This window comes from Dictyobacter kobayashii (assembly GCF_003967555.1).
Taxonomy (GTDB): domain Bacteria; phylum Chloroflexota; class Ktedonobacteria; order Ktedonobacterales; family Ktedonobacteraceae; genus Dictyobacter; species Dictyobacter kobayashii.
In genome coordinates this window covers 3,507,919-3,523,199 of sequence record NZ_BIFS01000001.1, presented here as the reverse complement: position 1 = coordinate 3,523,199, position 15,281 = coordinate 3,507,919, and the positions used below count along the sequence as shown (strand labels likewise).

Below are 15,281 nucleotides of genomic sequence, written 5' to 3'. Positions count from 1 at the left end.
AGGGATAAGATATCACACACGCTCTAGTTTGTCAACTGTTTTATTACAGAGTTTTTCCGGTCTTCTCCACATGCTGGTCATCGCTAGCCATAGTTATAAAGCCGCGCTGACGCAAGAGCTCCAGTAGTTGGGCCAGGTTCTCGGTGGAGACATGCACCAGGCGCTGGTCATCCACTATCTCAGAGCCTAATAAAGAAGCCACCTCCTGGTCTGCCTGTAGATCGCGTAAAACGTCATCTGACAACCTCAAGAGAGGCGCATGCTCAACATGAATCTGCTGCGTATGCGTATAACCACCACCCCATAGCTTGAGGCGAATGACCAGAGCGCCTGGAATACCATGGAGGCAATAGTGTTGTAGGAAACGCAAAATGTGTTCCAGCGTGATATCTTCATCCAGGGCCCGCTGTAGCGATTGAGCGGTCACGCGCAACCAGCCTGTCTCGGCATCTTCGACACAAAAGCGGGCAACCTCAGTCAACACATAGAAATCGAGCACCGCATAAACGGGTTCGAGCCGCCCATCTTCATGCAATGTCCATTGTGGCTCATGTAACGGCAAAGACGAAGCTTCAAGCAATCCCTGGTCAGGAGCCACCGAGAAAGCTGGCAGAAGCGCCTGTTGCCAGAGAAGTTGCTGCACCGCCAGTAATTGCGCCGATCCCACCTCAGCCATCAGAGGAGTCAAACGACGGCGAAAGAGAGAACGCAGCTCAGGATCGGAAAAAAAACGATCCAGCAAAGCCGCATCATCCACTTCAACCAGCGTAGCCTGCGGCCAGATCTCAACCCGCCGGGCCTGCCGCTCCCATTCATCCAGTGAATAACGGACATTCTGTGGTATATCGCCTTCAGCAGCCTGCTCTAACACGGCAATCATCGTCTCTGCCCGCTCGCCATGCTGGATAGCACGTGTGACACTGCTCTTTGAGAGACGATATTGGGCAATATGCTCCATGCTAGTTCGGTCAGCAAAACGATCCAGGCGAACAAGCATGCCTTCAGAGATAGGGGCCAGTACAACCACATCAAAATTTGGCTGTACAATCAAGCGGCTGGCTGGCAAGGGTGAGAGTGACAACGGTATATCGCGCATAATCACCACCGCATCGCGCGAAAGGGCAAAAGCTGGCGCCAGCTTCTCCGGAGCAATCTGTAGTAATCCCATCCAATGCAATGGGCCGGTGAGCAAGGTGCGAATAAAGCCACCTTCCACCATATGCCAACCTTCGCGATGGGTCAACCAGCCACGCCGCAAGCGGAAATCCCAACCATAGGGATTTGAGCCCTGGGAATAGCGCTCGGCCCGTGGCCCATAGCGGCGAGGGAAAAGCAAATAAGGCACATGTAGTTTTACACGCGCGATAAAGGCTGTCAGGTCATGCCACTCTGTCGGCTCCTCACCCAGGATGCGCTCAATCACCTGCTGGCGGGCTCGCAGTACTTCTTCATGGGCAGGCAACAATGGATCAGGAGCGGGCCGTACATTGAGATCGGTCAGATAGATCAGCTCATTCCAGAAATGTGTATCTACGTAGGCATGATAGCAACGGCGCGCTCGCTCAGCTACCGAAAGAGAAAAAAAAGCCTCAGCAGGCTCGGGTAGCAACATATTTTGCCGCGCGCTAAGCAGACCCAATTGCATCAATAAAAGGCGTATAAACAATAGTCGGGGATGATCAGTCTCCAGGCGCAACTGATCGCTATCCAACGGCACCGCCATGAAATCAGCGATTTGCCGCAGACTGGTGCGGGCCAGCAAGCCATTATTGACCAGGGCAAGATTGCCATGGGCAGTTACAAACGACCAGTAGAGATACAATGTACGCTGAAAAGCCTGCAGGCGACCATCTTCATCTTCAACAACCCCAGACGCGGGTAGGATGGCGGCATTCTCAAAACGCCAGCGCCTACGAGTCACATTTACCAGTGTCTGTGGAACGATCAAAACCCCATCATGCATACCACTGCTATAATCGCGACCCACAAAGTGCGTCTGACGGCCCCAAAATACCAATCCAAGCAATAACAAATGGCGCACCGCCAGTTCAAAAGGACCATGCGGATGGGCGGGTGGATAACGTGGGGGCTGTAAACCACTATCTGCCGACACCCCAAGAGATAGTTGTTCTGATAAAAGGGGCGCTTCATCCTTCTTCTCCCCCATAGGCAGACCTGAACTTTGAAAATAAAGCGCCAGGTCCCGGCTGTTAGCACGTCCACCACATAAGACCAGTTCGCGCAACAACAATATTTCCAGTTCGCTCAAATCCTGCAATAGCTCGCTCAGCGAGGTCGTATCGAACAGATAATGAGCCACCTCTAGCACTACAGGAGTTGAAGCGGTTGCAGAAAGATCGTTTGAGGGTGAAGAGGCATTGAATACATGAGGAGCCACCGTGATGCGCCGCGCTTTTAACACTGCCTGAAGGTGGTACAGAGGCACTGTCTGCAATAGTTCAAGATCATTCTGGTCCATATAGCTCCTCATCATGTACTAGCGGAGATTGGCCACGGCGTTTGAGTTCGTCATTTAAACGCTCGGCTGCGACTTTTTTCACTACCAGCATGGTTGGAGATACTGGTCGTATGACATGTTCATCTAAAGAGGTGGTCGCCTCCAGTTCACGCATTACCGTTGTGTCGATGGTCTCGACAACCGTTACCCCGGTATAGATACGTACACGACCATAACCAGCCAGCCAGTATTCCAACCGGGCAAGCAACTGTGCGCCATAATCAGCAGGTTGCTCTGATTGTTCTACAGCTTGTCGTAACACTTCTAATAAACGCGCTATCTGATAACCCTGGCTGAGTGCCTGACTTAAGGCCTGTGGTGTAAAGCGATAGAGCAAGTGAGAACGCTCAACCCCTGTTGCCTCGGCACACTGCTCAAACAACTGGATGAGCGACCAGTGCTGAGATGAGCAGGGCACCAGAACCTGGCAATCCTCTAAAAACTCCAGGGCATCCAACACCGACGCCTGGGAGGTACTGATAGGCTCAGTTTCATCTGGAGGCATCTCATGTAATAGCCAGTTGGTCAGACCGGTCATGCGAAAGGCCAGTAAACGGCCCTGGCTGGATAGAGCCACGTCACAAAGTCCCCACCAGTGGAGTGGACCCTTGATTAATTGGGCCAGATAGAGCAGCTCCGCACGCTGCCAATCACCCAGATAAAGTGGTTTTAAGGGTTTGCCAGCCTCAGCCTCCAGCCACCAATGAGGTGATGGAAAGAGCCGCTGGCGTCGCTGCAACAGGAGGGGATTTAAGCGATAAACAAAGCGACCAAAGGCGGCAAACTGCATCCACTGCCGGGTCGGGGCCTGGGCCAGCAGCGCAGCCACATTCTGCCGCGCTTCCATATTCTCTTCAGCCAGTTCACCAACGCGCAATACAGGCACGTTTAAAGGCGTCATCCGACAAAGGAGCCGCAAACCATCCTCTTGTAAAGCAAATAATTCCGCAGCAGAGGGAGATTGTAACCAGAGCTTAAATAAATCGGCCAATACATTAGCATGATTGGAGCCCAACAGGAGCCGGGCCGCATCCGGCAAGACCCGAAAATAAGGAACATCCCGCTCCGGGCGCTGCACAATGCCGGCTAAATGCAGCATCTGTGTGGCAAAGCGTAAAAAAGGCTGCTCAAAAGGCAGTTTTTTTTGTAAAGCTGCCAGCAAAGCCACTGACGGTAACTCTTTAGGCTGGGGCAAAACAGCCGTATGATCGGTCGCGGATGAGGTCGAGTTGACCATTGGCGCTTCTAGCTCAGAGTTAACTGTAGGGGACCAGGGATCGCCTGGCTCAACCTGCAAGCCATCTAACGCTCGTGCCACTAATAAGAGATCCGCCAGGATACGCAACGGCTGCACAGGCTCTACAAGCGGCAAGCCAGCGCGCTCATCAGGTTGGGCTGGATCAAACGCAGTCACAGGCACAAAGACCCGTAGCGCAGTACGTATCTCAGCGGGCACAAACCATCCGATATCTAATAAATTGTTGGCACTGCCTGCTCGTGTGGGCAAATCTGAATTATAAGAATTGACTCGAAAGAGCAAAGCTTTTCCCTGCAGGGCCAACAACGCCCGCTGCAATTGAGCAGGCTGCCCCAACGAAAAGCGCTCAAACAGGCCCCGCAAGTCATCATCATTAATCACACCGCCCGCCAGCGACAATGCTGCTAACAACTGCCGCTGAACCTTCTCCAGCGTTGTAGCCACCCGTCGCACCACATCCGGCTGTTTGATCGCCTCAACAATCTGCTCTGCCAGCTGTTGCCTGGATAAACCATTTGTCTGCAAATTATATTCACGGGCAATGCCACGCAGCTCGCCCAATCCAATCTGCACCAGGATATTCACCAGATCGGGACTATAACGCACCACCAGGCTTGAAGGAGATGGAGGGAGATTATCCGATTTTGGCATCTCACGAGTGGAAGAAGGTTGCTTCGGAGAAGGTTGTTTCAAAGAGGAAGTCGATCTGGCAGCGGATCTATCCGTGGTGGCCGCTTTGTCTACCATCGGCTCAAAGGCCACGGGCTGAGCCAGCCAACGATACAACAGGGCAGCGCCATGTGGACACAGCAAAGCCCCCGCCTCACCACACGAACAAGAGCTTGGCCAGGCAGTTGTACTGACCACATCAACTTCAACTGTATAGGAACGTGCGGTCGTGGTGCTATCCTGTATTGCCACATCATGTTCATCAAAAGCAGCATCAAGTGGATCTGTGCTTAAAGGAAGATCCACCAGACCGCGCAAACGGGCGCCCTGGCGTTGCATATTTCGGAGCATGCCCGTCCGATTATATTCTTGTCCGAGAGAGGCTGCGTTTAACCCTGCCATACGAAGAATATCAGCAGCTCGTAGACGCTGTAGCGCGCCAGGTACTCCATTTTCCATCAAAAGCAAATTACTCGAAAAACCTATTTTAAACTAACTTATTCGGCTATGATAGCACGAAGTATCTGCTTTGGTCAATCTTGCTCATGTTGTCGCCCAGCTATTTCTAGCTAAAGTAAAAAACGGACGTGGAAGGCCGCAGCTACTCGCCTACTGTGATATGCTAGAAAACACAAAAGGCGATTGGTGGTTGCAAAGTAAATATTGCCACCAGACCTATCATGCGAAAGGTAGTGAGTTGTTTTCATGCAGTGGTTGGAATTAACAGTACAGGTGCATCCTGAAGCGGTTGAGTCGGTCAGTGAGTTGTTAAGTAATTATTCTCGCGATGGCGTCGTGATTGAAGAGCCCTATGAGTTGAGCGATGATGGACAAGAATATCGCATCCTGGTCGGACAACCCGTTCAGGTACATGCCTATCTTCCATTAGATGGTACGGAAGAAGAGAAGAGGCAGGAGATTGCGCGCGGGCTCTGGCATTTCACCAGCCTGGGAGCCCATTTTGTTGGTGAGCTCCATTCTCGTGTGGTCGATGAGGAAGATTGGGCGAATGCCTGGAAGGATTATTATCACGTTACCCACATTGGTAGCCGCCTGGTGATCCGCCCTTCCTGGCGTGAGTACACGCCAAAAGAAGGCGAGGTGGTACTGACCCTGGACCCTGGCATGGCCTTTGGAACGGGTGTGCATCCGACAACCAGGATGTGCCTGGAACGGGTTGAGCAATTGGTAAAGCCCGGCATGCAGCTTCTGGATGTCGGCACCGGTTCAGGCATCCTGGCCCTGGCAGCCGCCAAACTGGGAGCGACCCACATCGATGCGATCGATAACAGCAGCGTGGCCGTGGAAAGCTCAAAAGCCAATGCTGAAATGAATGGTCTCCAGCAAGAAATTGATGTGGTACTGGGCGTGCTAGACGAAGCAGAAGCCAGACGTAAAGAAAATCACTATGACCTGGTCCTGGCCAATATCATTGCCCATATCATTGGCTCCATTGCCCCACAACTGGCCCAGGTAGTAGCGCCCCACGGCTTATTGGTTGTCAGTGGTATCATCGAGGCCCGCCGCGCGGATGCTGAGGGTCCATTGCTGGCCGCCGGGATGGAACTGGTTGAAGAGACAAGGATTGATGACTGGCTAGCCATCACCTATCGAAAGCGAGCATAAACCGATGCATCGCTTTTTCGTGGACGAAGCCGACTTACATGCCATTCAGCCAGGGGAGAGCGTGGCCCTGCCTGATAAGCTGGCCCACCAGGTGCGTGATGTGCTGCATATCAATATAGGTGAGCAAATCATTCTCTTCGATAATAGCGGAGAAGAATTCCTATGCAGTATTACCCATAGTAATCGCGCGGGTATCGAAGTCAACATCGAAGAAAGACGCAGCGGAAAAAAAGAGCCAGCAGTGCGGATCATCCTATGCCAGGGACTGCTTAAGTCCGCCCGCTTCGAATTTATCCTCGAAAAAGGAACTGAACTGGGCGTAACCAGCTTTGTACCGACCCTCTGCCGCCGCTCAATGGCAGGTTTAGAAGAGGCTGGTCCTAAAAAATTACAGCGCTGGGAACGTATCATTCAAGAGGCAACCGAACAATGCGGCCGCTCTCGCATCCCCGATCTCCAGGCTATACGCCCTTTGATGCATACCCTCAACGATATCCCGGCAGGTGCCCTGGCCATTATGCCCTGGGAAGAGGAACACGCCCAGAGCCTCTATGAAACCCTGCACAATGCGCGCCAAGACTGGTCGCAGTCACCACACCAGGAACCGATGACCGTCGTGATCTTTATTGGTCCAGAAGGGGGATTAACGGCGGATGAGGTTGACCTGGCCAAACGCCATGGCGTCAGGATTGTTACGCTGGGGAGCCGCATCCTGCGCGCCGAAACCGCGGCCTTGATGACCGTCGCCAATGTGATATATGAGCTCGATGCGCAGGCATAACACAACAATTCTGCAAGACAAGAAGCCAGAGCTGGTCAGAATGGTCAGCCCTGGCTTCTTGTCTTAACGGTTTTCCGGGTCCATACCATAACCATTGAGGACGGCATGAACATAATCTGCCACATAATGACGCTCATCGACGCCATCGATGATCATACACTCGGCCACAGATACAATCTGGGGTGACACTTCATGGAGAAAGTTAATAATCGAGCGTTCATTGCGATGATCTGCATTGGGATCAGTTATAAACGCAAACAATTCATCAGTAAATTCTTCTTCGTCGTTGCGCAGGCGAAAAATGTTAAACATAGTCACAATACCTTTCAAGTGGACTTCTCTATCTAAAACTTTCTGCGCTACATTTCTACAAAGACGATTGATTGCTATCTATCTACCATTAGTGTACGGAAATGAGAAATTATATGTCAAGGTCGAGCATAGAGCTCATAAATCCAATACATAGTAATCATAAGTAGTACGAACTTCAAAGCCACACGCCCGGTAGAGGTGAAGGGCGCGGCTATTCTCAACATCTACATCCAACATGATACTTCTGGCCGCATTCTGACTATGTAAAATGAAAATGGCCTCTTCTAAAATCTGGCGTCCATAGCCTCGGCCCTGATAGTCGGGCCGCACACCAAAAGCATAGATACCCACAACCTCCTGGGCCGTTTCCAGGCGGAAACTACCCACTGGCTCATGGCATCCAACCTCTTCATCGCCAAAGACGGCCAGGTAGTAGGGACGTGTGGGATTTTGCAGACAGTGGAGAACCCGTCGCCTGGTCGCATCCACAGGATCGCCAAAGCTTTCAGATTGCACTTTGATCAGGGCTTCGGCCTCGTGGATATCGGCTTTATGGATCGTCAGGCGCTCATCAAAAGCGGTGCGTTGCGGAATGTGGGTTAGCAGCATCTCATGCTCAGATTCGCTCAGCGTGGCACCCTGAGCACGCAAAAAAGCATGTCCGGCACGCGAGTTGCGCTCACAGACCAGGATGAGCTGCTGCATACCACGGAGCTGGCATTCACTGGCAGCCGCCGCGAGTAATTGACGGAAGATGCCTCGCCGTCGATACTCTGGATGGACCATGCCAACCACTTCATTTTGCTGGGACCCCTGATCATCCAATGTTAAATAGCCAACCAGGGCGCCATCTTCATAATATAAGAAATCCTTCACTACAAAACCTGCGCGCTGCTGGAGCTGTCGCCATTCAATACGCATATGCAAATGCTCATAGCGCTCACACTCATCAGCCAATTGTCGAAGTGATTGTATCTCTACAGCAGACAATGTATGCTTTTTAACCAGACCCTGTAACGGCTCGTATGGCATCCATGACTCCCTTCTACCTATGCTAAAGCAGACAGTGGAAAAACAAGAGAGCGAAGCATCCCTTCTTAGAGATGACTTCGCTCTCATTATGTCACATATGCTGTGTTTTAAAAGATGGCAGGCTCCAGGTATTCACCGAAGGCTGCGCGGAACACATCCATCATCTCACCCAGAGTCGCATAAGCTCTGGCGGCGTCCAACAGGGCCGGCATAGTATTTTTATGCTCATCACAGGCACGGCGCAAGGCAGACAAAGCATGTCTGACCTCAGTTTGATTACGCTCACGGCGGACACGATTCAGCCGTTCGAGGTGCCGTTGCTGACCTTCGTAATCCACATACAAGGTTGGAACCTTCGCATGCTCATCCAACGTATAGGCATTCACCCCCACAATCTTGCGCTGCTGCTGATCGACCTCTTGCTGGTAACGATATGCAGACTCGGCAATCTCATGCTGGAAAAAGCCATTCTGGATACAGGCCAGTACGCCACCCAGTTGCTCAATACGATCCAGATAATTCTGGGCCGCCTGCTCGGTCTGATCGGTCAAAGCCTCTATGGCATAAGAGCCTGCCAGCGGATCAATCGTATTGGTCACGCCACTTTCACTGGCAATGATCTGCTGGGTACGCAGTGCGATCAAGGCCGCCTTTTCGGTCGGCAGCGCCAGGGCCTCATCCAGGGAGTTGGTATGCAATGAGTTCGTGCCACCCAGCACAGCTGCCAGGGCCTGGATGGTAGTACGCACCACATTATTTTCTGGCTGTTGGGCCGAGAGGGAGACACCCGCAGTCTGGGCATGGCAGCGCATCATCCATGAGCGGGGATCTTTGGCGCCATATTTCTCGCGCATCAATCTAGCCCAGAGGCGTCGGCCAGCACGAAACTTGGCAATCTCCTCCAGAAAATCATTATGCACATCAAAGAAAAATGAGAGTCGTGGCGCAAACTCATCAACCGACAGGCCACGCTCGATAGCTGCATCCACATAGGCCAGACCATCGGCAATGGTAAAGGCAAGTTCCTGTACCGCCGTTGCCCCCGCCTCGCGGATATGATAGCCACTGATACTGATAGTATTCCAGCGCGGCATCGAGCGGGCCCCAAACTCAATCGTGTCGATCACCAGTCCTAGAGAAGGCTCGGGTGGAAAGAGATATTCCTTCTGAGCGATATACTCTTTCAGAATATCATTCTGTAACGTACCGCCCAGTTTCGCCATCGGGAAACCGCGTTTTTCGGCATTAACGATATACATAGCCCAGATAGCAGCCGCGGGACTATTGATCGTCATCGAGGTGGTAATCTTGTCGAGGGGTAGATCAGCGAACAAGACTTCCATATCGGCCAGTGAAGACACGGCAACGCCGCATTTACCAAACTCCCCAGACGCCAGTGGATGGTCGGTGTCGTATCCATACAACGTCGCCATATCAAAGGCCGTCGAGAGTCCGGTCTGTCCCTGTTGCAGTAAATACTTGAAGCGAGCATTTGTGTCCTCAGCCGTCCCAAAGCCCGCGAACATACGCATCGTCCAGGGTTTGGCCCGATACATGGTTGGCTGCACACCACGGGTAAAGGGATACTCGCCGGGCATTCCAAGATCGCGCATATAATCCTGTCCGGCCAGGTCTTGCGGCATATATAAGCGCTCAATCGGCACACCCGACGTGGTTTCAAACTGCTTGGCCTCAGGTATACGCTGCACCGATTGCTTGACGGTGGTCCCTTCCCATTGCTGGCGAGCGGTCTCAAGGCGAGCAAGCTCTGCCGCATCAAAGAGGCTTCCCTGCTTCAGGCCGGGCTGTATGGTTAGCTCTGAAAATTCTGGATCAGGCATAGGTATTGTGGTTCTCCTCTATGAGTTCCAAAGACTAAACTTCGACAGACATGGCAACGGCACCACCACCACCCAGGCATAATGTGGCCAGGCCACGACCACCACCACGGCGGCGCAATTCATAAATTAGTGTAGTCAACACACGAGAACCACTGGAACCAATAGGATGACCAAGGGCGATCGCACCACCATTCACATTCACGCGCCCCCAATCCCAATCCAATTCTTTACCATTGGCCAGGGCCTGGGCGGCAAAAGCTTCATTGACTTCAATTAAATCAAAGTCAGACATGCGTAGACCGGTACGCTCAAGCAGGCGATGAACCGCGCGCGGAGGGGCTGCGAAAATGTAGCGAGGGGTAATGGCGGCCGCGGCATAGCCGGTGATGCGCGCCAGTACCTGCAGGCCACGCTCTTGCGCGAAGGCCTGGTCAACCACAACGGTAGCGGAGGCCCCATCGCTCAAACCAGGAGCATTGCCAGCCGTAACCGTTCCACCTTCCTGGAAGGCGGGCATCAATTTTGCCAATGCATCCATCGAAGAATCACCACGGATCGGCTCATCTGTCTCAACCAGGATAGTGCCTTTTTTCTGCTTTATCTCAACCGGCACAATCTCATCTTTAAAACGGCCTGCCGCCGTCGCGGCCGCGGCATGCTGGTGGCTCTGTAAAGAGAACTGATCCTGCTCTTCACGTGTAACACCAAATTTCTCAGCGATAATCTCGGCTTCTTTTCCCATATGAATATTTTCAAAGGCACACCAGAGACCATCGTGCACAACGCTATCAACGAGCTTGCCGTCGCCCATGCGATAACCGGTACGCGCATTGGGCAAGAGATAGGGGGCGTTACTCATACTCTCCATGCCACCGGCCACGAACGCCTGCGCGTCACCAGCTCGGATGGCCTGGGCTGCGAGCATCACCGCTTTTAAACCAGAACCACAAACCTTATTGATAGTAAAAGCAGGTATATCTTCAGGAAGGCCAGCATGCAGAGCGGCCTGGCGCGCTGGAGCCTGTCCAACACCCGCCGAAACTACATTGCCCATGATTACTTCGTCAATAGCTGTTGGATCAATACCAGCACGGCGCACCGCCTCTTTGATGGCGATGGCGCCCAATTGCGGCGCGGTGAGACTGGCAAGGGAGCTGAGGAATTTTCCGGTCGGCGTCCTCGCCGCCCCGACAATTACAGGATTATGATCAGGCATCATTCTTCTCCTCTTTATACTTTCACGTCACTGTGAATGAAAAACTGGGGAAAACCATAAGTGTGAAAAATAATAGTGCATACGCACCGTTCACTTTATATATTGTACCCCCAGAATGAGGAAGATGCATCATGGATGACCGGGTAATTGGCCCATGCGGAAATTTCCGGGCACCTGCATATCCCACATCGAGGCTGAAACCTGGGTGGGCAATAACCATTGCACAGTGTCATACATGGGCGTATGAGCTTCCTCGGATGGTGGCAGAATATTGACCGGCATATAGTGCATGTCTAGCAACAACACATGGCCATCCGGATAACGAATGCGATAGACCTCTTTCCCCTGGAAAGTCCCTTTACCCAGGTAGACCGCGCTACCATCATTCAACTCATTGCGCAATTGATTTAAATCAAAAAATGTCTGGCTATGCACCCACTCCTGGGCATCCCACTGCGCAACATGGTGCATCATATCCATGCCCAGGGCCTTCTGCTGGTCAGCCACAACCACCACATCAATTTTCCCGGGCATGACCGTCTCCACATTGACCATGTTCACACTCATATTGTGATAGGCCATTACCTCATACTGTTGGCCCTGGGCATTGGCCATAGTCTGTTTTGAAAACAATATATAATTGTTCCAGGATAAATTAGCGGGCAGCGCAAAAGCCTGCAAATGTGGAGCAGTCAAGAGCGAGATTGAGAGTCCTACGGCCAGAATGAGTAGAGCGGCGGCGGCCAATATACCAGCCAGGCGCCATGGGGAGCGTTGCTGGCGACTTCTAGGAGCAAAGGGAAGCACGACGTCAGATGGAGCCAGGGTATGTGATCGATTATTCCGACGGGCAGCAATCGCCCTCATAACGGCATCATCAACATGTGGAGCAGGCTCGGTGATCGGCAGTTGCTGCAACATTTGTGTGGTGCGGCTCAAGATGCGCTGCTCTTTTTTACACTCGGCGCATGACTGCACATGATAATACACAAGCTCCTTCTGAGAAACTGTGAGATCATCCCATACAGCTAGATATAGGCGCATGACCGAGCAGACGTCGGGGCCGCTACTATTAACCGCGGGAAGCGGTGGCAGGCTCTGGTAGTGAGCTAGATTTGACATGTCTTTTTGCTGTGCTTTATTGTTATTGTTGGTGTTGCTCATATTATTTATCGCTCCGCTTGCCAACACCATCTTTACTGACACGCTGATACTGTTTTGCGAACATCTTTTTAGCACGAGAAATACGTGTAGCCGCAGCATTGGGCGAGATGCCAACAATCTCAGCAATTTCGTGATAGGGTACTCCCTGGGCGGCACTCAAAATCAATACCACTGCATACTCTTCCGGGATCGCTGCCATGGTCTGACGAATCAACTCACGCTCAGCGACTTCGGGAATTCCTCCGCTATCGGCCAGAAAAGCCACAAAATCTTCCTGAAAGGAGTTCTCGCTATCCCCTTCAATCTGGCGAGAACGCAGGCCAAATGACCACCAGGAAATACGTTTGCGTTTTCTGAGGATATCCACACAGAGATTGGTGGCAATCCGATACAGCCACGCAGAGAGATTGTCGCGCTCGTACAACCCATTCCAGGAGGTAAAGACGCGCACAAATACCTCTTGCGTAATATCATCAGCATCTTCCTGGCTTCCAAGCAAGCGATAAATATACGAGTGGATAGGACGGCGAAATTGCTCGTACAGCTGTACAAGGGCACTTTCGTCGTTTGAAGTACCAGTCGGCGGCTGGTTGGCCGATTTATCCACTGTCATACTGGGATGTACTTTCTCTCGTTCGCCAATATTAGGTAAGCCCATATCTACATTAGGTATGAGTAGTATACCAGTAATGACCAGGAAATTGAACATACCAGCCACTCCGTCTTATAATGATCTGCTCCTGACAGCAGCTAACAACAATCTTTTTTGTTGTTCTTAAATACTCACGTAAATACGACCCTATATTTTCAACTGAGTGAAATGTTTTTTGATTTGCTAGTACCATCATCTAAATTTCTTCTTATCAAAGTATTCTGAACAATATTGTGATACAATATGGGACAAAACAAAAGACAAGAAGTATTATTGATGCAGTATATTACATGCAGAGATAGGTGCACGAGGTCGGGTTGTAAGGGAGGATTTTCGCATGTTCCGCTATTCTCACAGGAGTGAGTTCTATCCATTTGAGACAACACAATCTTATGGGCGCATTATTACTATTATCACCCCACTACTTACATTATTATGCGTTATGAGCATTGTTTCATCCCAATTGCTTCATCTCACGCCAGTACAAGCTGACAATGCTAATCAGTCAGCCACGATACCAGGTACGCTCACTCCATTGCTTAAGAGCAGTCAATTTATCGCACACGCTGAGACCCGGCAACAGATCTGGCTCTCTATCGGATTGCGTCCTTACAATAGCGCTGAGCTCCAGCGGACACTGCAAACGCTGCTGCAGACTGCGCCACGTCAACCACGTGTGCCTCTAAACCCGGCCGCGCTGATGCAACGCTTTAGTCCCGCTGAAACTACCTATACAGAGCTAATACGCAGGCTTCAAAATGCTGGCTTTCACGACATCCATACCTATAAACATCGCCTGCTGCTGGACTTCGGCGGCACGATAGGACAGGCAGAACGCTATTTCCATCTACAAATCAACACGTATAAAGCTCCTGATGGTTCTTTATACTATGCCAATAATAAAGCGCCTCAGCTACCTCGGGAGCTGGCCAGCCAGATTGTGAGTATTAACGGCTTGAATAATGCTGCCACCTGGAGACATACAGCGCTAGAAGAACTGGGACAAGCCAGGCCCACCAACAATCATCCTTGCATAGCAAACACAGAGAGACTAGCACCTGAGGCCGGGCTGGCACCCACATACAGCCTTGCAGATCTCTATCGGGCCCACTATACAGGATCCGCCCAGAGCATCGCCCTTTTTGAGCTAGGTTCATCGGCGATAGGTGACCTGCATACTTACGCAAACTGTAATGGTCAACAAAAAACCATGCTTAAGGAGATCGATACCGCTGCCACAGCATCTACTTATGAACCAGCCACGCAAGCCGCAACAATTGATGCGGAAGCCATACTGGGCAATGTGCCACAACTGGATGAGCTTAATATTTATACCACGCATAATGACGAGAAGAGCTACCTCGATCAATGGGCACAGATTGTACAGGATGCGCCAGCAGTGGTTTCTACCAGCTGGGGACTCTGCGAGCAACTGGCACCAGCTCAACTTATCCAACAGGAAGCGATATTTTTTCAGTTCACAGCCATGCAAGGCCAGAGTATCCTGGCGGCCTCTTCTTTTAACTGCCCCCAGACTGGTCTATCCCCATCCAATCAACAAGTTATGGTAAGTGATCCTGCTTCCCAGCCGTTTGTAACTGCAGTCGGTGCTACGGCGCTTACTTTTGAAACTGCCCCTAACACACCCGACACATTACAGACAGCGGGAAAGGCAGATCCCGCCGTAACAATCCCCACCACATCTGGAGGCGTGAGCCAATGGTGGGCAATGCCAGCCTGGCAACGCATTCAAGGTATCCCCAATCAAACGACGGTCCAGCTAGCACAAAAATGTTCACGTACCCAACATGAAAGCTATTGTCGAGAGGTACCTGATGTCGCGATCAATGCCGATACTCATCACGGCTTCTGGGCCTACTGTAGCCCCGGCATATGCGCTATCGGCCATCCCTGGCTCAACATCAACAGAACGGCCGTGGCCGCTCCTCTCTGGGCCTCATTTGTAGCCCTCAGCAATCAATTAGCGCACCAGCACGGTAGCAATAACCTTGGTTTCCTTAATCCGTTCCTCTATCAACTGGCCAACAATCCAACCAACTATGCCAATAGTTTTTATGACATCATTGCCATTGATAACAACAGGTCCAACTCTCCAGGTGTAGGCTATGATCTGGCTTCGGGGCTGGGAGAATATCGAGCCAAAAATCTGGCACAGCAACTACTGGCCCTGACACAACCAGCAGCTAAATGA

Annotated in this window: 11 protein-coding genes; 3 read left to right on the top strand and 8 right to left on the bottom strand. The window is 51.6% G+C overall.

From position 1 onward, the window contains the following. Positions 1–43: 43 nt before the first annotated feature. A complete protein-coding gene (locus EL645_RS15435; protein ID WP_161977384.1) occupies positions 44–2,479 on the bottom strand; it encodes a helicase-associated domain-containing protein in 2,436 nt (811 codons plus the stop codon). Further along, positions 2,466–4,904 carry a hypothetical protein gene (locus EL645_RS15430; RefSeq protein WP_136625219.1) on the bottom strand — a complete coding sequence of 813 codons (2,439 nt, stop codon included), beginning with the start codon at positions 4,902–4,904 and terminating at the stop codon, positions 2,466–2,468. Before EL645_RS15430 ends, EL645_RS15435 begins: the two co-directional genes overlap by 14 nt. Positions 4,905–5,150: 246 nt before the next feature. Here EL645_RS15430 and prmA point away from each other — a divergent pair, with 246 nt between their 5' ends. Both prmA and EL645_RS15420 read left to right on the top strand, forming a co-directional pair. Beyond that, positions 5,151–6,071, top strand: a complete 921-nt coding sequence (gene prmA, locus EL645_RS15425; RefSeq protein ID WP_126551348.1) for a 50S ribosomal protein L11 methyltransferase — start codon at positions 5,151–5,153, stop codon at positions 6,069–6,071. Positions 6,072–6,075: 4 nt separating this feature from the next. Then, positions 6,076–6,852, top strand: coding sequence for a 16S rRNA (uracil(1498)-N(3))-methyltransferase (locus tag EL645_RS15420; RefSeq protein WP_126551347.1), 777 nt, complete (start codon positions 6,076–6,078; stop codon positions 6,850–6,852). A 63-nt stretch (positions 6,853–6,915) separates the two neighbouring features. Here EL645_RS15420 and EL645_RS15415 read toward each other — a convergent pair whose 3' ends face one another. From EL645_RS15415 to EL645_RS15390, 6 genes are all read right to left on the bottom strand, one after another. Then, the gene (locus EL645_RS15415; RefSeq protein ID WP_126551346.1) at positions 6,916–7,164 is read right to left on the bottom strand and encodes a hypothetical protein; all 249 of its coding nucleotides are present in this window, start codon (positions 7,162–7,164) and stop codon (positions 6,916–6,918) included. A 135-nt stretch (positions 7,165–7,299) separates the two neighbouring features. Continuing rightward, positions 7,300–8,196 (bottom strand): GNAT family N-acetyltransferase, encoded by an 897-nt coding sequence (locus EL645_RS15410; RefSeq protein WP_161977383.1) that lies wholly within the window; start codon positions 8,194–8,196, stop codon positions 7,300–7,302. A gap of 107 nt (positions 8,197–8,303) precedes the next feature. Beyond that, positions 8,304–10,037 carry an acyl-CoA mutase large subunit family protein gene (locus tag EL645_RS15405; protein WP_126551344.1) on the bottom strand — a complete coding sequence of 578 codons (1,734 nt, stop codon included), beginning with the start codon at positions 10,035–10,037 and terminating at the stop codon, positions 8,304–8,306. A 34-nt stretch (positions 10,038–10,071) separates the two neighbouring features. Further along, positions 10,072–11,256: an acetyl-CoA C-acetyltransferase gene (locus EL645_RS15400; protein WP_126551343.1), complete on the bottom strand. Its 1,185-nt coding sequence runs from the start codon at positions 11,254–11,256 to the stop codon at positions 10,072–10,074. Between the two features lie 126 nt (positions 11,257–11,382). After that, positions 11,383–12,417, bottom strand: coding sequence for an anti-sigma factor (locus EL645_RS15395; RefSeq protein WP_136625218.1), 1,035 nt, complete (start codon positions 12,415–12,417; stop codon positions 11,383–11,385). A gap of 1 nt (position 12,418) precedes the next feature. Beyond that, positions 12,419–13,126, bottom strand: a complete 708-nt coding sequence (locus tag EL645_RS15390) for an RNA polymerase sigma factor (protein ID WP_126551341.1) — start codon at positions 13,124–13,126, stop codon at positions 12,419–12,421. A 280-nt stretch (positions 13,127–13,406) separates the two neighbouring features. Here EL645_RS15390 and EL645_RS15385 point away from each other — a divergent pair, with 280 nt between their 5' ends. Then, complete coding sequence (locus tag EL645_RS15385; protein ID WP_126551340.1) at positions 13,407–15,281, top strand: S53 family peptidase; 1,875 nt, start codon at positions 13,407–13,409, stop codon at positions 15,279–15,281.